This is a genomic window from Bradyrhizobium sp. B124 (genome assembly GCF_038967635.1).
Classification (GTDB): domain Bacteria; phylum Pseudomonadota; class Alphaproteobacteria; order Rhizobiales; family Xanthobacteraceae; genus Bradyrhizobium.
Map to the genome: position 1 here is coordinate 7,336,629 of NZ_CP152413.1, position 20,423 is coordinate 7,357,051.

Genomic DNA, 20,423 nt, shown 5'->3' on the forward strand with positions numbered 1-20,423 from the left:
TGTCCCATGATGAATCTTGCCGAATATCGCCGTTCGAATACGCGCCTTGCCGACTTCCTGCCCTGGGCCGCCCTAGTCGATGAGGGAATTGTCTTGAACAAGGATGGCTCGTTTCAGCGGTCGGCACGGTTCAGAGGGCCTGACCTCGACAGCGCCGTGCCGGCCGAGCTCGTTGCGGTGGCAGGCCGGCTGAACAACGCGCTCCGTCGTCTCGGCTCCGGGTGGGCTGTCTTTGTTGAAGCGCAGCGGCATTCGGCGGGACGCTACCCGCCGGACATGTTCCCGGATGTCGCATCGGCCCTCGTGGATGCGGAGCGGAAAGCGCAATTCGAGGAAGCCGGCAGACACTATGAATCGAGCTACTATCTGACATTGCTCTATCTGCCCCCGGCAGAGAGTGCAGCGGCTGCGGAGCGTCTCCTCTATGAGGGCAGCCATCGCAGCGCAGGAGCGGACGCGCGTGAGCTGCTCAGGGGCTTCGTCGACCGGACCAACCGCGTGCTGCAGCTCGTTGAGGGCTTCATGCCGGATTGCGGCTGGCTCGATGACGAGCAAACGCTGACCTACCTTCACTCGACAGTATCGACCAAGCGGCACCGGGTGCGCGTGCCGGAAATCCCGATGTATCTCGACGCGCTGCTCGCCGACCAGCCGTTGACCAGCGGGCTGGAACCGATGCTGGGCGACGCACATCTGCGCATCCTGACCGTCGTGGGATTTCCGAGCGCGACCACACCCGGAATTCTCGATGATCTCAACCGTCTGGCGTTCCCGTATCGCTGGTCGACCCGTGCCATCATGCTCGACAAAACAGATGCCACGAAGCTCCTGACCAAGATCCGGAGGCAGTGGTTTGCCAAGCGGAAGTCGATCGCCGCGATCCTCAAAGAGGTGATGACGAACGAGGCCTCCACGCTTCTGGATACCGATGCCCACAACAAGGCGATGGATGCCGACAGCGCGCTCCAGGAGCTGGGTTCCGATCAGATCGGAGAGGCCTTTGTGACTGCAACTGTTACGGTCTGGGACAGGGATCCCCGCGCGGCCGACGAAAAGCTCCGCCTCGTCGAAAAGGTGATTCAGGGCCGCGACTTCACCTGCATGACCGAGACGGTGAACGCGATCGAAGCCTGGCTCGGCAGCCTGCCGGGCCAGACTTACGCCAACGTCCGCCAGCCGCCGGTCTCGACCTTGAATCTGGCCCACATGATTCCGCTGTCTGCCGTCTGGGCGGGAGAGGCGAGGGACCATCATTTCAAGGCCCCTCCACTCTTCTTCGGCAAGACGGAAGGATCGACGCCATTCCGGTTTTCTCTCCATGTCGGCGATGTCGGACATACCCTGGTGATCGGACCGACTGGCGCTGGCAAGTCGGTGCTGCTCGCGCTGATGGCTCTGCAGTTCCGGCGATATCCGTTGGGCCAGATCTTTGCCTTCGACTTCGGCGGTTCGATCCGCGCAGCTGCGATCGCCATGGGGGGCGACTGGCACGATCTTGGCGGTGCGGTCAGTGGAGGATCCTCCGAGTTTGTGGCGCTCCAGCCGCTAGCGCGAATCGAGGACGTTGGGGAACGCGGCTGGGCGGCCGATTGGATAACATCAATCTTGACCCGCGAGCGCATCGAGGTCACCCCCGAGACGAAGGAACATATCTGGTCGGCTTTGACCTCGCTCGCCTCGGCGCCAGTTGGGGAGCGCACATTGACCGGGCTCTCCATCCTTCTCCAATCCAATGCCTTGAAGCGCGCGCTGCAGCCCTACTGCCTCGGTGGCCCCTTTGAGCGGCTCTTGGATGCGGAAGGCGAGCGGCTGGGAGAGGCCTCCGTTCAGGTGTTCGAGACCGACGGATTGATCGGCACCGGTATCGCACCGGCGGTTCTGTCCTATCTGTTTCACCGGATCGAAGACCGGTTTGATGGCCGTCCCACGCTGCTCATCATCGACGAGGGGTGGCTTGCGCTGGACGATGCCGATTTCGCCGGCAAGCTCCGCGAATGGCTAAAGACGCTGCGCAAGAAGAATGCTTCCGTTGTGTTTGCCACCCAATCTCTTGCCGATATTGACGGATCCGCAATTGCGCCCGCAATCATCGAGAGCTGCCCGACCCGGATCCTGCTGCCGAATGACCGCGCCATCGAGCCGCAAATCATGGCGACCTACCGCCGCTTTGGGCTGAACGACCGGCAAATCGAGATCTTGGCGCGAGCAACGCCGAAGCGGGACTACTACTGCCAGACGCGCCGGGGCAACCGACTGTTCGAGCTCGGCCTCGGCGAAATCGCACTTGCCTTCGCGGCCGCGTCTTCCAAGGCCGACCAAGCTCTCATCGAGCAGGTCCTTAACGAGCACAGCCAGGAGGATTTTGTCGAGGCCTGGCTGAAGACACGTGACCTCAGCTGGGCCTGCAATCTCATTCCGCAGCTTGCGAAGGAAGGAAATTTGCCATGAACCGTCTCCGTCGGCTGTCGGCAGCGAGCTTGATCGCTATCGCCCTCGTTCATGTCCCCCGGGACGGCGAGGCGTTGATCGTGTTCGATCCGAACAATTACGTGCAGAACGTGCTCACGGCTGCGCGCGAGCTGCAGCAGATCAACAACCAGATCACGTCGTTGCAGAACCAAGCACAGATGCTGATCAACCAGGCGAGGAACCTGGCGAGCCTGCCATATTCGTCGTTGCAGCAGCTCGAGCAATCGATCCAGCGAACCCAGCAACTGCTTGGCCAAGCTCAACGCATCGCCTACGACGTGCAGCAGATCGATCGCGCCTTCTCAACGACCTACGCACCGGCATCATCGAGCATGTCTGATGGGGGCATGGTCGCCAACGCGCAAGCACGTTGGCAGAACTCGGTCGCCAGCCTGCAGGACGCGATGCGGGTGCAAGCAACCGTCGTCGGGAATCTCGATACCAATCGGACCCAAATGTCGGGCCTGGTTACAGCGAGCCAGGGCGCGTCGGGCGCCCTTCAGGCAAGCCAGGCAGGCAATCAGCTGCTTGCGCTCCAAGCGCAGCAGCTATCGGATCTTACGGCAAGCGTGGTCGCGCAAGGCCGGGCGCAAACGCTTGAAGCTGCGCAGCGTGCAGCAGCTCAGGATCAGGGCAGAGAGCAGCTGCGGCGCTTCCTTGCCCAAGGCCAGGGCTATCAACCAGCAACCGTGCAGATGTTCCACTGATGATGAAGATCACATTTGAACGGTTGCCCATGGCGATGGCAACGGCGCTTATGGTTCTCGCCATCGCGGCTTGCGCCATTCGCCTGCGGGGCGACGAGAGCCCACCCGAATCTTCCACGCTCGCTCCCAAGGGTGATGCGGCCGCCGCAAAGCTCAACCAATGCCGCACCGTTACCTACGAGCAGAAGGACGCTCTCCTCGAATGCCAGAACATTTGGGCCGACCAGCGCAGCCGGTTTTTGGGGGGAAGGGTATCTTCGAACAGTTCGGATAGCCGGGCGGGCGTCGCACCTTCGCCATCTCCTGTGCCGCGCAAGGACGAAAGCCGTCTCTCGCCCGGTTATCCCCCCGTTCCAAGCCAAAGCGAGTGAGCCATGGGCGGCACAGGCGTCATCGACCAATTCCTGGAAACCTTCGCTCGCTACATCGATTCCGGATTTGGCCTCGTCGGGGGCGAAGTCGGTTATCTCGCGACCACATTGGCTGCGATCGACCTCACGCTCGCCGGCCTGTTGTGGTCCTTTGGGAGCGATGAGGAGATCATTGCCCGGCTCATCAGGAAGACTCTGTTTGTCGGCGTGTTTGCCTACCTGATCGGCAATTGGAATAGCCTTGCCCGGATTGTCTTCGAGAGCTTTGCCGGTCTTGGACTGAAAGCCTCAGGGACCGGCCTCTCATCGGCAGATTTCCTGCGGCCGGGCCGAATTGCGCAAGTCGGGCTCGATGCCGGCCGTCCGATCCTTGACTCTGTTTCAGGGCTGATGGGCTATGTCAGCTTCTTCGAGAATTTCGTCCAGATCGCTGTCCTCCTGTTCGCCTGGATGACGGTGCTGCTGGCCTTCTTCATTCTCGCGATCCAGCTCTTCGTCACGCTAATCGAGTTCAAACTGACGACGCTTGCCGGCTTCGTCCTGATCCCCTTCGGCCTCTTTGGGAAGACTGCCTTTGCGGCCGAACGGGTCCTCGGCAATGTGATCTCGTCAGGCGTGAAGGTTTTGGTTCTTGCCGTCATTGTCGGTATCGGATCGACTTTGTTCTCGCAATTCACATCAGGCTTCGGTGGCAACCAGCCCACGATCGAGAACGCCATGGCGCTGGTGCTCGGTGCTCTCTCTTTGCTCGGCCTTGGCATTTTCGGACCCGGCATTGCCAATGGCATCGTTTCTGGCGGCCCGCAGCTTGGCGCGGGTAGTGCCGTGGGCACAGGCCTCGCCGCCGGCGGAGTGGTTGTGGCCGGCGCTGGTCTTACAGCCGGCGCCGCCGGCCTTGCCAGCGGCGCCATCGCGGGCGCGGCGCGCGGAGGAACCACCATTGCGAGTGGCGCGACGAGCCTGTTTCGGCCGGCGAGCCAGGCCGGCTCCGAGGCGAGCGGTTCGGCTACTGCAAGCCCCTTGCGCTCGATCGCAGCTGGTCTCGGTGCAAGAGCGAGCGATGTCAGTAAGCGGGAAGGGAGTTCTACCATTGCTTCCGACAGCGCGCCCGCATGGGTTCATCGGATGAAGCGGGCGCAGACCATCCAGCATGGCGCATCAGCTGCAACGCATGCGATCCGATCGGGAGATCACGGCGGGGGCGGCGGGTCAGTCGACCTCTCGGAAGGCGATCGCTGACGCTTCTCTCCTTAATCCCGTTCTCAGTCATACCTTGGGGCAAATGATGTTCAAACGATCAGCCGTTCACTATGGCCGCACACCGGAAGCAGTCACTCCTTATCAACGCGCAGCCCAGGTCTGGGATGACCGCATTGGCGCAGCACGCGTCCAGGCCAAGAATTGGCGCCTGATGGCTTTTGGCTGCCTGTTTCTGTCCGCAGGCTTTGCCGGCGCTCTGGTCTGGCAATCAGCGCACGGCACGATCACGCCCTGGGTGGTCGAGGTCGATCAATTGGGCGAAGCAAAAGCCCTCGCGCCCGCGAATGCCGGCTATCAGCCGACCGACCCTCAGATCGCGTTTCACCTGGCGCGCTTCATCGAGCACGTGCGGGGCCTGCCGATGGACGCCATCGTGCTGCGTGAAAACTGGCTGCGCGCCTACGACTTCACGACGGACCGGGGCGCGGCCACACTCAATGACTACGCCCGCAACAACGACCCCTTCGCCAAACTTGGCAAGACGCAAATTGCAATCGAGGTCTCGAGCGTCATTCGGGCGTCGCCAGAGAGCTTTCGTCTGGCCTGGATCGAGCGCCGTTACGACAACGGCCAGCTTGCCGCGACCGAGCGATGGAGCGCGATCATCACCGTCATCGTGGAGATGCCACGTGATCTGGATCGGCTGCGGAAGAATCCACTGGGCATCTATGTCAACGCAATCAACTGGTCGAAGGAGCTGGGCTAACCATGCCGCTACATCTTGTTCATGCGTCGCGTAAAGTGTGGCCGCGATTGGCTATGGCTCTTCTGGTCTGTGTTTCCACCCTTGGCGGCTGCACCACGTTCAAGCCGCCGCAAATCAGCTACGACAACGACATTCCGCCTACACCGGATTTGCCAGCGCTTTCCGACGATCGCCCGAAGCCGCTGCATGTGCCGCCGGCCTGGAAGGCGGCGCGCGGCGGCAAGAGCGCGGAAGCCAAGGAACCGGCAGAGCGCATTGAGACCGCAAATGAAGCCGCACGCGTCGAGCCGCGCAAAGCCGGCTACTACAATGCCGTGCAGGTGTTTTCCTACAGTCCTGGCGCCCTCTATCAGATTTACGCCGCACCAGGGCAGATTACCGACATTGCACTCGAGCCTGGTGAGCAGCTGACCGGATCGGGACCTGTTGCCGCCGGCGATACCGTGCGCTGGGTGGTCGGCGACACCGAAAGCGGCAGCGGCGACACGCGCCGTGTCCACATCATGGTCAAGCCGACGCGGCCCTCGATCGAGACCAATCTTATCGTCAACACCGACCGACGCACCTACCTGGTCGAACTGCGCTCCCGCGAGAAGCCCTACATGCCTTCAGTTGCCTGGTTCTATCCGGAAGATAAAGGCGCACGTCATCGGGCGCTGCCGCCGACACCCTTCCTTCCGGATCTTCCCGCGCGCCGCTACCGTTACGCTATCGAGGGCGACAGCCCGCCCTGGCGTCCGGTCAATGCCTATGACGACGGTCGCAAGGTCTATATCGAGTTCTCGCCCGGCATTGGCCAGGGCGAGATGCCGCCATTGTTCGTGATCGGGCCTGACGGCAACACCGAGCTTGTGAACTATCGCGCCTACGGCAACGTCCTGATCGTGGACCGCTTGTTTGCGGCCGCGGAACTCCGGCTCGGGGAGGAGCACCAGCAGAAGGTCAGAATCGTGCGAACTGACGGGAGGTCGCTGTGACCGATACGGGCCAGTCAAACGATACGGCCAATGATGCGCGCCGGGTTAGGCCACCGGAAGAGATTGCCGAAACATTGCGGCTCCGGCCAGGGCGGCCGCAAGTGGTACGCCTGTCGCGCAAAGTCCTTGCCGGCGGCAGCGCCCTTGTGCTCGTGCTCATCTCTGGTGCGGTGTTCTGGGCTCTGCAGCAGAAGCGCGCAAGCACGCCGGCCGTGGAGGAACTTTACGCGACCGACCACCACAATGTTGCCGATCAGCTTACAACCCTGCCGAAAGATTACAGCGAGATTCCGAAAGGCGTGCCTCGTCTCGGGCCGCCCTTGCCAGGCGATCTCGGCCGGCCGATCGTCGCCGCCCAAGGCTCGACGACCTCAAGTCCGCTCGGGGTGGATGCCGAACAGCAGCGCGTCACCCAGGAGAGCGAGGCGGCGCGCACCAGCAAGGTGTTTGCCAGCACGAATGTCCGTACCTCGGCTGCTGTGACGTCGGCCAGCGAAGCGCCATCGAATGCCACGACATCATCTGATGAAGCGTTCGCCCAGAATGGCCAGGACCGGAAGCTGAGCTTCGTCGGCGCATCCGTCGATCGCCGGACGACCAGCCCTGATCGCCTCGTGAGGCCAGCGTCGCCGTTTGTGGTGCAGGCCGGAACGGTCATTCCGGCTGCTCTCATCACGGGTATTAGGTCCGATCTGCCGGGGCAGATCACCGCGCAAGTAACGGAAGCCGTGTACGACAGTCCAACCGGGCGAGCCCGCCTTATCCCGCAGGGGGCAAGGCTGATCGGCACGTACGACAGCCAGGTCGCTTTTGGCCAGTCGCGTGTGCTGCTGGTCTGGACACGGTTGATGATGCCAAACGGGCGTTCGATCGTCTTGGAACGGCAGCCTGGCGCAGATGCAGCTGGATACTCCGGCCTCGAGGACCAGGTCGACAATCACTGGAAAGAGCTCTTGGGCGCAGCTGCGCTTTCGACGCTGCTTGCCGTCGGCACGGAGGTCAATTCGGGCGCGGACACAGGCAGCACCAACAGCGACCTCGTTGCTGCGCTCCGGCGCGGGGCCGGGGATTCGGCAAATCAGACGGGACAGCAGCTGGTTCGCCGCAATCTCAACATCCAGCCAACGTTGACCATCCGCCAGGGCTTCCCGGTGAGAGTGATCGTCAACCGCGATCTCGTGCTCGAACCCTACAGGGGATAAGACGATGGCAAAGCTCAAGCTTGGAGCGATCGAAGATGACAAGCCGATCAAAGTGACGCACGAACTGCCGGCAAACGTCCACCGGGACCTCGCTGCTTACGCCGAAATCCTGGCCCAGGAAACGGGACAACCCATACAGGATCCAGCCAAGCTGATCGCGCCCATGCTGGCGCGATTCATGGCGGCGGATAGGAGCTTTCGGAAGGCCCGACGGGCGCGTCAACGTTCGAGCGGAGCCAAGGAATAGCGCTCAGAAAGCAAGTTCAGAACGCGGCCAACGTGGGGTTTTCGTTGTCCGCTCGCCACTATCCCGAAAAATCGAACCGGCTGGCGCCGATGCCAATCGCGCGGTTCGCGGCGGTAGACGAGGCTTGCAAACGATTCCAGCGTTGACGCTTATCAGGCTCTCCCCGGCTGACGTCGTGGTGCTCGATCGTTTTTCGATTCTCAGGCGAGATTAGCTTGGAAAACAGAAGATCTCCAACCTCTTTTCCGGCATTAGTGGTTCAATAGCTCTGTCTCCCAGCAGGTCAGTCCTGCGAAGAATGTCACGCGCAGTGAGGGCATGATCACGCGGCAAGGCGACCAGAACGCGCTCGGCTTACCAGCGCAGAACTTACGTTGACGTTGGCGCCGTTAGGGGATTGAACGGCTGGCCTCGTCGATATGATTGAGTGGCGCCGACCAGTCACAGTAAGGACGTCAGAATTGAATCCAGAGTGAATTCCGTCCACCTCGCTCAGCGAAAGATGCTTTTGCATCGTCGTCACCTGTAGCAAGACGTCTTGGAGGAGCTTTGAATAACGTACTCTGCGAGCAGGCAAGAAGTCTTTGAACGGCGCGCAATAAATGGGATGTCGTCGCCGTTGAGGAGGCAGATCTCCCCTTCGAGTGAGGCGTCATCCCTTAGTTCGGCCCAACCGTCACCCTCGGCTGGCTCCATTTCGTCGTTGCCTTGCCAACCGAACTCGACGGTATCGCCGTCGCAGGCTCCATGAATGGAGCCTGTGAGGCAATCGAAGGCGAATTCGCCACCAGCCTCATCGAACAGGATGTAGGCGCCCGCCAAGGCCATATCGTAGCCCGGCATCTCGATCTCGACGACCTGCCATCTGCCCCGAATGCTCATGCCGGTGTCGCCAGAAGCTTGGGAAGCCGGATCAGATTGTAGGCTGCAAGCGCCAGGACGAAGACGGCATCCACGCGGTCGCGGCCTCGCAGCTTGACCTTGGCCAAGCCAGCGGAACTCTTGATCCAGCCGAAGATTTCTTCGATGCGTTTGCGGCAGCGTTGGCTGACGTCGTAGCCGCTGTGACGCGTGGTACGCGCGTCGATCGCCGTCTTGCGCCGCTTGCCGGTCCTACTCAGATGTCCATCAATCGCGATATGCGGGGTAACCGATCTGTCTCTCAGGTCGTGCACGAACTGCGTGACATCATAGGCCTTATCGGCCCCCAGAGTGATCCGCTTGCGCACCTCCGCCGGTCGATCATGGCAAGCGCAATCTCCCGTTCGGCGGTGCCCGTCGCTTGGCTCACTCCCCCCAAAACCGCCAAACCATTGCGGTTCTCCATCAGAGCATGGCCCATATAGCTCAGCTTGGCTGGCTGGCCGTCACCCTTCTTGTAGAGCCGCGCCTCAGGATCGGTCGTGCTCTCATGGGTCTCGTTGGATCGTTTCTCCTTGTGGAAGCTGCGCTCGGCGTTACGTCCCGGACCATCCTCGTCTTTGTCGCTGCCATCCTTCTTCCGGAAGCTCTTGATCGAAGCCCAGGCTTCAATCAGCGTACCATCCACCGAGAAGTGATCGCTCGATAGCAGGCGCTTGACCTTTGGCTGCGCCAAAAGCGCGTTCAGGAACTTGACCGCAATCTCGCCTTCGAGCAGCCGGTCGCGGTTCTTCGAGAAGGTCGAATGGTCCCAAACCGCATCGTCCGCCCCAAGCCCAACGAACCAGCGGAACAGCAGATCGAACTCTATCCGTTCCATCAGATGCCGTTCCGAGCGAACCCCATAAAACGCCTGGAGGAGCATCGCCCGAAGCAACTTCTCCGGTGCGATCGAGGGGCGACCGAAATCCGTATAGAGCTTGCCGAACTCCCCAGAAAGGTCGCCCAGCGCCGCATTCGCCAAGTCTCGGATCACCCGTAGCGGATGTTCGACGCGAACTCGAGCCTCCAGGTCCACGTAACTGAAAAGCGAGCCAGACCGTTCGTCACTCCCCCGCATCGCGCCCCCCAGTCAAATCATGGTCCTAGAGAATCACGATACAAAGCGCTTCGCTACCGACTTCTTCAACAGCCTGCTAGTTTGACTGAGTCACAAAACCGCCGGCCAGAATCAGCGATGGTTGAAGCATGGACCATCAGCCGATGAGGCCAACATGAGCGGGCGTGGCACCAAGACGAGCGAGAAGCGATTTGCGGCGTATTTGGAAGGGCTTGCCAGTGTCATCGGTCATGCTGATCGGAAGGCGCCGCTGCGCGACTATTGCGTCGGCTTGATTGCTTGTGGCGGTCGCAAGAGCGTGGAGCCGATGGCGGCGCTGACAGCTCCGGAACGGACGGCCGCCCAGCATCAATCGCTGCTGCATTTCGTCGGCAGCGGCGCCTGGTCGGATGAGAAGGTGCTGGCCAAGGTACGTGAGATGGTCTTGCCGGCGATTGAACGCGAGGGCCCCATCGAAGCCTGGATCATCGACGATACCGGATTTCCCAAGCAAGGGCGACATTCAGTCGGAGTTGCACGGCAATATTGCGGGCAGCTTGGCAAGCAGGATAATTGTCAGGTGGCGGTGTCACTGTCGATTGCCAACCACCACGCCAGCCTGCCTGTCGCCTATCGCCTTTATCTTCCGAAGGAATGGACTGAGGACCGCGATCGGCGGCGCAAGGTGGGCATTCCTGCCGAAGTCGGCTTCCGGACCAAGCCGGAGATCGCGCTGGAGCAGTTGCGGTGGGCCTGTGCGAGCGGCCTTCCGCGCGGTGTCGTGCTGATGGACGCGGGCTATGGCAACAACAGCGACCTGCGCACCGAGATCACGGCGCTGGGATTGACCTATGTAGCGGGTCTTCTGTCGAGCACAACGATATGGGCGCCCGGCACCGGTCCCTTGCCGCCGAAGCCATGGTCGGGCCGCGGCCGTCCACCGAAACTGATGCGCCGCAACCGTCAGCATCAGCCGGCCACCGTCAAGGCGCTCGCGATCGGCCTGCCGGCCAAAGCTTGGCGCACCATCACGTGGCGGCAAGGAACGAACGAAAAGCTGACCTCGCGCTTTGCACGCGTGCGGGTCCGTGCCGCGCATCGTGATTATTGGCAAACCACCCAGCGATTGGAGGAATGGTTGCTGATCGAATGGCCAAAAGGCGAGGACCAGCCTACCAAATACTGGCTCTCGACATTGCCGGAGGATGTGGCATTCCGGACTCTCGTTGAGACGGCTAAATTGCGCTGGCGCATCGAACGCGACTATCAGGAACTCAAGCAGTAGGTCGGGCTCGGTCACTTCGAGGGACGCGGCTGGCGCGGCTTTCATCATCACGCAACGATGTGTATTGCAGCCTACGGGTTCCTGATCTCCGAGCGGGAGACGATTCTCCCCTCAGGCGCTCGGCGCGCCCGGCCGATCCCGCTCGATCGCGTTCCCGCAGATTACAGACCCCGCGGATCTGCCGCTGCGGACCCAACGTCACATTCCAAATTCAATCGCGACGATGCGACGGCGGCTCGAACATGGGCTCGTCCGAGCGCTGTCGAGATGTCCTTGTTGTGCGATCAAGTTCGACCACTACACAGATCATCGTTTGTGACGCAGTAAGACTAGGTCTCCTCGACGTACATGCAGGAGCTGCTCGGTCGGCTTTGTCCGGTTTGCGACAAAGCTGTCTTGATCGGATGTGCCTCCGATCTCTATGCGCGAATTTCCAAGGTAACGGCCGCCGTAGGGCTAGCTCATCGAAAGAAACAGCTGGAACACATAAGGGAAAGGCGTTCGCCGTTCGCTCCCATTGTGACGCGCGCCCGTAGGATTGCGCGACCTTTTGGCAATGGCATCGCGCTTGCAACGAACGAAAAATATCAGCTCGAGAACCTTATCGGGGAGCTGCGCACCGGGTGTAGGCGAGCGCACCCAGATGACGGGTGCCCCACTCACGAGCTCGTTCTCTCAGGAGTACCCTGTGATACCATCTTCTGACGGGTCAGCTGGCCTGCTCGCGACCCGGATCGCATTTTTTGTCGCCGGATTCGGCCTCGCGGCCTGGGCGCCGCTGGTGCCGCTCGCCAAGGAGCGGCTCGCGGCAGATGACCGCACGCTTGGTCTACTGCTTCTCTGTCTCGGCGCTGGATCAGTCGTCGCGATGCTTTTGACCAGCGTTTCGAATGCGAGGTACGGCAGCAAGCCCATCATACTTGCAGGCGGACTTGGCCTGGTGCTTATTCTGCCATTGCTTACTATAGCCAACACAACTATCGGCCTAGGCACCGTGCTGTTTGCGTTCGGCGCTTCAGCTGGCTCGATCGATGTAGCTATGAACATTCACGCAATCGAAGTGGAGCGCGCCACGGGCCGTCCGTTGATGTCCGGATTCCACGCCCGGTACAGCATTGGCGAATTCGCTGGCTCTGCCGCCATGACCGCGTTCCTTTCGCTGCGGCTTGACCCATTTGCTTCGACGCTGGTTTGCTCGGCGCTAATGACGCTTGCAATTGTGTCGGCCTGGCCGCGGTTACTCGCAACAGGTCGGACGCAACGGGGACCATGGTTTTTCTCGCCCCATCGCAGCGTGCTGTTAGTTGCTGCACTCGCGGCTGTCACCTTTCTTGTGGAAGGAGCAATGCTCGACTGGAGCGCCTTGCTTCTCGTTGGTCGGGGTCTCCTCGCGGAGGCGCACGGGGGTCTCGGTTTTATGCTCTTCTCCATCGCCATGACCGTGGGCCGTCTCGGCGGAGATGCCGCCGTGGCACGATTCGGCGACCGTGCCCTATTAATGTTCGGAACTCTGCCGATTATGACAGGCTTCGTGGCTGTAGTGGCCGCGCCGGTTGCGGCAATTGCGATGATGGGCTTCCTGCTTATCGGATTGGGCATTTCGAATATTGTACCGGTCCTATGCCGCTCCGCTAGCAAACAGAAAATGATGCCAGTGGGCCTTGCGATCGCGGTCATCACGACGGCCGGCTACGCGGGTATACTCGTGGGTCCCGCCAGCATCGGGGTTATCGCTCATATGGTTGGTCTGCCTTTGGCGTTCGGGATGTTAGGTGCGCTCATGTGCATCGTCACGCTGTCGGCGCGGATGGTGATGGCGGACTATCGCTAGGTGTGGCTGAAGAGGAACATCGGTGTGCTCGGTCTCCATGGTCGGCCGCGGCTCGGCATCGACTTCAGATCGTGCTTATCGAAACGCTCGACTTCATCGGAAGTAGAACAACATATGCGGGGCCATGATCATTCAAAGTTTTCATGCAAGTCGGCGGGGCAGGCTGGTAGCCAGAATGTACCCGGCCACTCAGATGATTGGCATCCAGCCGGTCGCTATGTTGACGAATTTATTACCGAGTGGCGCGGGCCGCCAGATGGCTAGCAGATTCACCGCCGACTGATCGTGGAGGATTGCCCTCCCTCAAGCCGGCTTGCCGGGGAGGTGCAAGATCACTCTGGCGGCCTTCATTGCTGTGGGCGAGATACGCCCGGTACGCCCACCCAATACCCTCCTCCAGTGAGGTCCGGGCGCGCCAGCCGAGCTTGGTTAGGCGGCTGACGTCGAGCAGCTTGCGCGGCGTGCCGTCCGGGCGCGATGTGTCGAAGCTGATCTCACCGCGATAACCGACGGCCGCGGCGACCAGGAGTGCGAATTCGGCGATGGTGATGTCCTCGCCGGTGCCGATATTGACCAGCTCCGGTGAGGAATAGGTCTTCATCAGGTGGATGCAGGCGTCGGCGAGATCGTCGACATAGAGGAATTCGCGGCGCGGCGTGCCGGTGCCCCACACCACGACGCTGCCAGCGCCGGAAACCTTGGCCTCGTGGAAGCGGCGGATCAGCGCCGCGACGACGTGACTGTATTCGGGATGATAATTGTCGCCGGGACCGTAGAGATTGGTCGGCATCACGCTGATGAAATCGGCGCCATACTGGCTGCGATAGGCCTCGGCCATCTTGATGCCGGCGATCTTGGCGATGGCATAGGGCTCGTTGGTCGGCTCCAGCGCGCCGGTCAGCATCGAATCCTCGCGCAGCGGCTGCGGCGCGAGGCGCGGATAGATGCAGGACGAGCCGAAGAACATCAGCTTCTCGCACCCGTTGGCGTGGGCCGCCTGGATCACGTTGCTCGAGATCGCCAGATTGTCGTAGAGGAATTCCGCCCGCAGCGTGTTGTTGGCGACGATGCCGCCGACCTTGGCGGCGGCGAGGAACACGGCCTGCGGCCGCTTCGCGGCAAACCAGGCATTGACCGCGGCCTGGTCGCGCAAATCGACCTCGCCGCGCGCCACGGTCAGCAGATCGGCCTCTTCGCGCGCCAGCCGGCGCATCAGCGCCGAGCCGACCATACCGCGATGGCCGGCAACGAAAACCGACTTGCCCTTCAGTTCAAACGCCGTGCTTGCCATTGGCCGCATCCTGCCTGGCCTCGAGGAGATCGCTGGCGACCATTTCCTTCACCAGTTGCGCGAACGGCGTCTTCGGCGTCCAGCCGAGCTTGGCGCGCGCCTTGCTGGCGTCGCCGATCAGAAGATCGACCTCGGTCGGACGGAAATAGGTCGGATCGATCTGCACCAGCGTGTTGTCGGATGCCTTGTCGACGCCGACCTCCTCGACACCGTTGCCGCGCCATTCGATGCTGCGACCGACCTCGGCAAATGCCAGCTCGACGAATTCGCGGACCGAGCGCGTCTCGCCGGTCGCGAGCACGAAGTCGCCGGCCTCGTCCGCCTGCAGGATTTTGTGCATGCCCTCGACATAGTCGCGGGCGTGGCCCCAGTCGCGCTTGGCGTCGAGATTGCCGAGATAGAGCTTCCTCTCCAGCCCGACCTCGATGCGGGCGACGGCACGGGTGATCTTGCGCGTCACGAAGGTCTCGCCGCGGATCGGGCTCTCATGGTTGAACAGGATGCCGTTGCTGGCGAACATGCCGTAGGCCTCACGGTAGTTCACCGTGATCCAGTAGCCGTAGAGCTTGGCGACACCGTAGGGCGAACGCGGATAGAACGGCGTGGTCTCCTTCTGCGGCACCTCCTGCACGAGGCCGTACAGCTCCGAGGTCGAGGCCTGGTAGAACCGGGTCTCCTTTTCCATGCCGAGGATGCGGATCGCCTCCAGAAGGCGCAGCACGCCGATGGCGTCGGCGTTGGCGGTGTATTCCGGGCTCTCGAAACTGACCTGGACGTGGCTCTGGGCGGCGAGGTTGTAGATCTCGGTCGGCCGGATCTGCTGCACCAGCCGGATCAGATTGGTCGAATCGGTCATGTCGCCGTAGTGCATCAGGAACGGCACGTTGCCGGCGTGCGGATCCTGGTAGAGATGGTCGACCCGCGCGGTGTTGAACGAGGACGACCGGCGCTTGATGCCGTGCACGGTATAGCCGAGACCAAGCAGATATTCGGCGAGATACGCGCCGTCCTGCCCGGTGATGCCGGTGATCAGCGCAACGCGCCGCTTTGAGTTCTGTACCGCCATCGTGTTTCTTAGTTGAGCTGGAAAGAAAGCCCCCCTTTAGGAGCGCTATTTGCGAAACGGTTTACTGTAAGATCTAGCTGCGCTAGCGCGCTCCACCCGCAAACAGAGGAAAGCGATCGTTAGCTCTAATCATACACATCATATAGGCGTGCACACTATATACATTGATTTGTACCGGCCTGGAGAATTGCCAGTATAGCTGAGATTCAAAAAAGGAAGTCAACTCACCCTCGCAACCTTCCTGATAGCCGCGATGACCTGACCCTACGCTGGCGAAATGGATGACGAACGCGCCGTTACGCGCAGCCGGGCGCGCTCTGGCGATGTTTCCGATGAGATAGAAGCCGAAGGTCTGTGTGCCTTGCTATCCTCAACGCATGCTATACGCATTCGGACGTGGTCTGGTCATGGCCGGAGAGAGACGTGTTGAGGGCCCAAGTTGCAAGTCAGGAGATGTCAGCGCACGGCCGGATGACGGCGTGCAGGCCAGCACTCAGCGACAGTGAAGCCTGCGCATCGATCTCGTAGCCCGCAAAGCGTGCGGCCCCATTGCCTTCAGTTTCCAACAGAACACGCGGTCTGGGAGGCGATAAGGTCATGGACCATATTGATGATAAACGCTTCCGCCAACAGCCTATTCGCGTAGACAGCGGACGGCTGACGTAACTACGAAATGGGTAGACTTGCAAACGCTGGTATAGTTCTTCAAACGTTTCGATATCGAATGCTTACGTTCGTACAATAGAGCTATCGACGCCGATCGTTAGTCTCATCCCGACTAGCATAGCTTGCATCCGTTCGAGTATGATCAGCCTCTCAAACCAGCGCGACAAAATGTTTCCAATAACGCCTGAACGCATGACAATTCACGCTAGCGCGCCCTGCAAATTCCATGCGTAAGCCGTGGGAAGGCTGCATCTTTCCACCTGCAAAATGGGCGCCGCCGCTGCGGGATGTGAGCCTCTCGAAGAAGCCTATTAACGAGACGCGAGGACTTGGTCGCCGCTGCACCACCGCCATCCGTTTCGGTGGCGCCGCCGCCAGTTCCTTGGGAGTTTGAACTGAAGAGTGTGAGTGGCTTGCGGTGATGATGAGCCCAACCACGTTCGCGGCCACGTCGCGGCTTGTACTTGGTGGGTGTTACTTAAAAGCGGAATGCAGCTGGACGAAACGATGGTGGTTCTAAAGAGGCCTAACTCACGCTTGCGAATGCGACGGCAATGGCCGCAGAAAATCCCGACATTGATTGCTGGTTATGATCGGGCAATGGTTTTCATGAAGAGCTCCCTGTAGGAGGAACGTCAACCTCCTTGAACTTCGGTTGCATTGGGTATGTGTGGAATTGTCGGCATCTTGGGGCGTGGTCCGGTCGTTGGGCAGTTGGTCGCTTCGCTCAAGCGATTGGAGTATCGTGGCTATGACTCCGCAGGAGTTGCTACGCTCGAAGGTCTTCGTATCGAGCGGCGGCGCGCTGAAGGTAAGTTGAGAAACCTTGATGGGCGGCTACACCGGCATCCGCTGTCGGGTCATATCGGTATTGGTCATACCCGATGGGCGACTCATGGAAGGCCGACCGAGAGCAATGCCCATCCGCACGCGACGGAAAATGTCGCGGTCGTTCATAATGGGATCATCGAGAATTTCCGCGAGCTGAGAGCCGAATTGGAGCGGAATGGAGCCCATTTCAGCTCTGAGACGGACACCGAGGTGGTAGCGCATCTCGTTGAATCTTATCTCATGAATGGCTACTCGCCACAGCAAGCGGTACAGGCATCGCTGCCGCGGCTGCACGGAGCCTTCGCGCTGGTATTCCTGTTCAAAGGCCACGACGATCTTCTGATCGGTGCGCGCAAGGGATCACCGCTTGCGATTGGGCATGGTAATGGCGAAATGTATCTAGGATCGGACGCGATTGCGCTCGCGCCCTTGACCGATTCCATTACCTATCTTGAAGACGGCGACTGGACTGTGCTTACCCGCACGATTTGCGTGATCTACGGCGCGGACGGCGCTATCGTTCACCGGGAAACATCAAAGTCCGGCGCGTCGTCGCTCCTGGTAGACAAGGCGAATTATCGCCACTTCATGGCCAAGGAAATCCACGAGCAGCCGATAGTGGCCGGGCAGACATTGGCTCATTATGTCGATATTAGCGCCGAGCGCGTAGCCCTGCCGCTCAAACTGCCGTTCAACTTCAATTCCATTCAGCGCATCTCGATTACGGCCTGCGGCACGGCAAGCTACGCCGGTCACATCGCCAAATACTGGTTCGAACGGCTAGCACGCCTGCCGGTCGAGATCGATGTGGCATCTGAGTTCCGCTACAGGGAGGCTCCTTTACGCAAGGGCGATCTCGCGATCGTCATTTCGCAGTCGGGGGAGACCGCCGACACTCTGGCTGCGCTGCGTTACGCCAAGAGCCAGGGTCTGCACACGATATCTGTGGTCAACGTCCCGACCTCGTCGATCGCGCGTGAGAGCGAATCCGTGTTGCCGACGCTAGCGGGACCGGAAATCGGCGTCGCCTCCACCAAGGCGTTCATCTGCCAGCTGGTGGTAATGGCGGCGCTTGCTCTGGCAGCAGGCAAAGAGCGGGGTAAGTTGAACGAGATCGATGAATCGAAGCTTGTCCGCGAGCTTATCGAAGTGCCGCGGCTGATTGCTGCGGCGCTGTTGATCGAGCCGCAGATCGAGAAACTCGCGCGTCATGTCGCTAAGTCGAACGATGTGCTCTATCTCGGTCGAGGCACATCGGCTCCCCTAGCACTGGAGGGGGCGCTCAAGCTGAAGGAAATCTCGTATATCCATTCAGAAGGCTACGCCGCTGGCGAGCTCAAGCACGGACCGATTGCGTTGATCGATGAGACCGTGCCCGTGGTGGTGATCGCGCCTTACGACGCGGTTTTCGGAAAAACCGTCTCGAACATGCAAGAAGTTGCGGCTCGCGGTGGCAACATCATCTTGATCACTGATGCGAAGGGCGCTTCGGAAGCGACGTTGGACACGTTCATGACCATTGTGTTGCCGGACATGGGTGGAAGCTTTACGCCGATGGTTTATGCCATCCCGGTGCAGCTTTTAGCCTATCATACTGCCGTCGTTATGGGGACGGATGTGGATCAGCCGCGCAATCTCGCAAAATCAGTCACCGTCGAATAGGCAGCCGCGGCATGTCGTGGTGCTTCTCCGTGCCTGGATTAGGCAGCGGTGGCTGCGCCAGCTCCGCGGATTCAAAATCCTGAAAGGGAGAAGTCTCGCGCTTATCCATAGTTGGTCATAGTTGGCGGAGATTTGGTTATCGCGACTTCTTGTAATCGGTGGCAGGGCAGCGCGCTCCCCCGAACTTATCGAGACCGCGATCGCGACATGCGTCCAGCGTGACGCGCTGCATCGGAAGGAAAGCGTCCGACGGCGCCGTCCAACGGGTGAACTATCGATTGATCCCACTCCCGATAGGCTGACAATGCGAGCCATGCTCGTAGCCTCGCCGCAATCCTGACAACGCCAATGCGACGTGCCTTACGTTCGTGCCGCTTTAGGGAAAGCTTGCCGAAAGAATTGGAGGGCATTCACGCGTCAGGTTTTGGTAAGGCTGCCGGCCTATCAGCTCCGAAGGAGCTAACCAGCCTGGACCAACTGCGGCAGCAAATGCCAGCTGGGGAGCACCAATCGCCATGTATAATCAGATAGATGGTTCGTCCTGGTTCCAATCCTCGCGCGTTGCCGAAACTGACGAGCAAACGGATGCAGATAGGTTTGCGGATGCGTTCGCCAATATGAACTTAGCTGCACCGGGCTCCAGCGGCAGCTCACCTTCGGTAACAGGACCATATTCGCTAGTTCCAAGGCCTCCTGTGGTAGAGATCAATAGGTCATCGTTCATCGACGCAGCGCGCGTCTATTACGGCGCGGAAATCAAGCACATCGCCAACAACCCGCAGGAGTACTCGGAGTTCGTGTCGGCAAGAGCACGGCGAGCTGCAAAAATTGCCGAGCGTTATGGGGTAACTCGCGATTCCGGCAATGCGCGATACTTCAGCTACCAATTAGGAGAAAGAAGTGTCGGGCTTCTAAGAATTGAGGGCGGCGACAGCATGACGGAGTTCGACGTCAAAAAATGGCAGGAGCTGTTTCCTGGGCGAACTGGGACTACCTCGACTGTAGATCTTCAGGTCGTTCATCCGCTCGTCGAGAACGCTGGCGATATTCTGCTCGAGCATCAGCTTCGAGTGGACGGCGAAAGGCCGTTGCTCAATTTGCGTCCGGCTAATCCAGAAGCAAGAGCCCGTGCGGTACAGATGGGGTTTGTCGAGGTTGATGCCGACAATATGGTTCTCGACCCAGAGAAGTCAGACAATTGGATAAGGAACGGTGATGGGGAGTGGCAGCGAAGAGGTACTGCTGCGCGCTATCTTTCCAAAGTGGACGAGAACGAAAGAAGGGATACTAAAATGGAAGAAAGGTCCCCATCATGCGAATACGAGGATAATTTCATGTGATCATAGGCTGCCGGGAACATAGTCGCGTGGAACATGTCTCGTCCTGCTCTTCGCTACGTTAGGCGGGCCTTCGGCGGCTCGCAATCAGAAGAGCTCCTGCGCTTTGAGGGAAAACGGTATGAGAGGAGCTCCGGCCGGCTTGGTCTTCGCCGAACTTCTAGCGATTACGGGCCATAAGAGCGGCACTGCGTACCGCAATAGATCGAATTGCTTGCGTCGGTAGTAAGCTGCATGAGGCGCGGCCAAAGGTGCGCCCGCGACCGAAAGGGAGAACGGGCGTTTTGCGCGTTGAGTATACGGGGTAGCTTCGAGGTGGAGGTCTTCCAGGCGATCTAATGAGGCGCAAGAGTTCGTGAGGAGCAATGAGGCCGCCTGAGGTAAGGCTGAAAAAAGGGCGATACCACGCTCCAGTAGACGAAAGGAAACATCTGTGACGGACAGTGGCCCTGCGGTGAGCAGGAGTTAGTCCCGCAGAGCTCATTGCCTGCCAACCAACGTCGATCATAAACAAGACGTCGGAAAATGGTTCGACAATTCAGTCCAGAGAGCTGC

The 20,423-nt window shown here is 60.2% G+C and carries 14 protein-coding genes and 2 pseudogenes; 12 read left to right on the forward strand and 4 right to left on the reverse strand.

The window, feature by feature from the left end; translation table 11 throughout:
* The first annotated feature begins 6 nt into the window (after positions 1 to 6).
* The 8 genes from trbE to AAFG13_RS34940 are packed head-to-tail and all read left to right on the forward strand — an operon-like array spanning position 7 to position 7,939.
* The gene (gene trbE, locus AAFG13_RS34905) at positions 7 to 2,448 is read left to right on the forward strand and encodes a conjugal transfer protein TrbE (RefSeq protein ID WP_342709614.1); all 2,442 of its coding nucleotides are present in this window, start codon (positions 7 to 9) and stop codon (positions 2,446 to 2,448) included.
* Entirely contained in the window at positions 2,445 to 3,176 is a 732-nt protein-coding gene (gene trbJ, locus AAFG13_RS34910; protein ID WP_342709615.1) for a P-type conjugative transfer protein TrbJ, read from the forward strand. Before trbE ends, trbJ begins: the two co-directional genes overlap by 4 nt.
* Positions 3,176 to 3,547, forward strand: a complete 372-nt coding sequence (trbK-alt, locus tag AAFG13_RS34915; RefSeq protein ID WP_342709616.1) for a putative entry exclusion protein TrbK-alt — start codon at positions 3,176 to 3,178, stop codon at positions 3,545 to 3,547. The genes trbJ and trbK-alt overlap by 1 nt, the downstream gene beginning before the upstream one ends.
* A 3-nt stretch (positions 3,548 to 3,550) precedes the next feature.
* Positions 3,551 to 4,786, forward strand: a complete 1,236-nt coding sequence (gene trbL, locus AAFG13_RS34920) for a P-type conjugative transfer protein TrbL (RefSeq protein WP_342709617.1) — start codon at positions 3,551 to 3,553, stop codon at positions 4,784 to 4,786.
* A 46-nt stretch (positions 4,787 to 4,832) separates the two neighbouring features.
* The gene (gene trbF, locus AAFG13_RS34925) at positions 4,833 to 5,513 is read left to right on the forward strand and encodes a conjugal transfer protein TrbF (RefSeq protein WP_342709618.1); all 681 of its coding nucleotides are present in this window, start codon (positions 4,833 to 4,835) and stop codon (positions 5,511 to 5,513) included.
* A 2-nt stretch (positions 5,514 to 5,515) separates the two neighbouring features.
* Positions 5,516 to 6,490 carry a P-type conjugative transfer protein TrbG gene (gene trbG, locus AAFG13_RS34930; protein ID WP_342709619.1) on the forward strand — a complete coding sequence of 325 codons (975 nt, stop codon included), beginning with the start codon at positions 5,516 to 5,518 and terminating at the stop codon, positions 6,488 to 6,490.
* Complete coding sequence (locus AAFG13_RS34935) at positions 6,487 to 7,692, forward strand: TrbI/VirB10 family protein (RefSeq protein ID WP_342709620.1); 1,206 nt, start codon at positions 6,487 to 6,489, stop codon at positions 7,690 to 7,692. The genes trbG and AAFG13_RS34935 overlap by 4 nt, the downstream gene beginning before the upstream one ends.
* A gap of 4 nt (positions 7,693 to 7,696) precedes the next feature.
* Positions 7,697 to 7,939 carry a DUF2274 domain-containing protein gene (locus AAFG13_RS34940; protein ID WP_342709621.1) on the forward strand — a complete coding sequence of 81 codons (243 nt, stop codon included), beginning with the start codon at positions 7,697 to 7,699 and terminating at the stop codon, positions 7,937 to 7,939.
* Positions 7,940 to 8,458: 519 nt separating this feature from the next.
* Here AAFG13_RS34940 and AAFG13_RS34945 read toward each other — a convergent pair.
* The gene (locus tag AAFG13_RS34945; protein ID WP_342709622.1) at positions 8,459 to 8,821 is read right to left on the reverse strand and encodes a hypothetical protein; all 363 of its coding nucleotides are present in this window, start codon (positions 8,819 to 8,821) and stop codon (positions 8,459 to 8,461) included.
* Positions 8,818 to 9,920: pseudogene (locus tag AAFG13_RS34950) on the reverse strand (IS5 family transposase). Before AAFG13_RS34950 ends, AAFG13_RS34945 begins: the two are co-directional and overlap by 4 nt.
* Positions 9,921 to 10,074: 154 nt before the next feature.
* Between AAFG13_RS34950 and AAFG13_RS34955 the strand changes: the two are divergent.
* Positions 10,075 to 11,511 (forward strand): annotated as a pseudogene (locus AAFG13_RS34955) (IS701 family transposase).
* Between the two features lie 364 nt (positions 11,512 to 11,875).
* A complete protein-coding gene (locus AAFG13_RS34960) occupies positions 11,876 to 13,015 on the forward strand; it encodes an MFS transporter (protein WP_342713456.1) in 1,140 nt (379 codons plus the stop codon).
* 232 nt (positions 13,016 to 13,247) lie between these two features.
* Here AAFG13_RS34960 and AAFG13_RS34965 read toward each other — a convergent pair whose 3' ends face one another.
* Both AAFG13_RS34965 and gmd read right to left on the reverse strand, forming a co-directional pair.
* Positions 13,248 to 14,306 (reverse strand): GDP-L-fucose synthase, encoded by a 1,059-nt coding sequence (locus tag AAFG13_RS34965; RefSeq protein WP_342709623.1) that lies wholly within the window; start codon positions 14,304 to 14,306, stop codon positions 13,248 to 13,250.
* Positions 14,287 to 15,372: a GDP-mannose 4,6-dehydratase gene (gene gmd / locus AAFG13_RS34970; RefSeq protein ID WP_342709624.1), complete on the reverse strand. Its 1,086-nt coding sequence runs from the start codon at positions 15,370 to 15,372 to the stop codon at positions 14,287 to 14,289. Before gmd ends, AAFG13_RS34965 begins: the two co-directional genes overlap by 20 nt.
* 1,332 nt (positions 15,373 to 16,704) lie before the next feature.
* Here gmd and glmS point away from each other — a divergent pair.
* Both glmS and AAFG13_RS34980 read left to right on the forward strand, forming a co-directional pair.
* Complete coding sequence (glmS, locus tag AAFG13_RS34975; RefSeq protein ID WP_342709625.1) at positions 16,705 to 18,531, forward strand: glutamine--fructose-6-phosphate transaminase (isomerizing); 1,827 nt, start codon at positions 16,705 to 16,707, stop codon at positions 18,529 to 18,531.
* A gap of 515 nt (positions 18,532 to 19,046) precedes the next feature.
* Positions 19,047 to 19,871 (forward strand): Effector protein NopP, encoded by an 825-nt coding sequence (locus AAFG13_RS34980; RefSeq protein WP_342709626.1) that lies wholly within the window; start codon positions 19,047 to 19,049, stop codon positions 19,869 to 19,871.
* Positions 19,872 to 20,423: the final 552 nt, after the last annotated feature.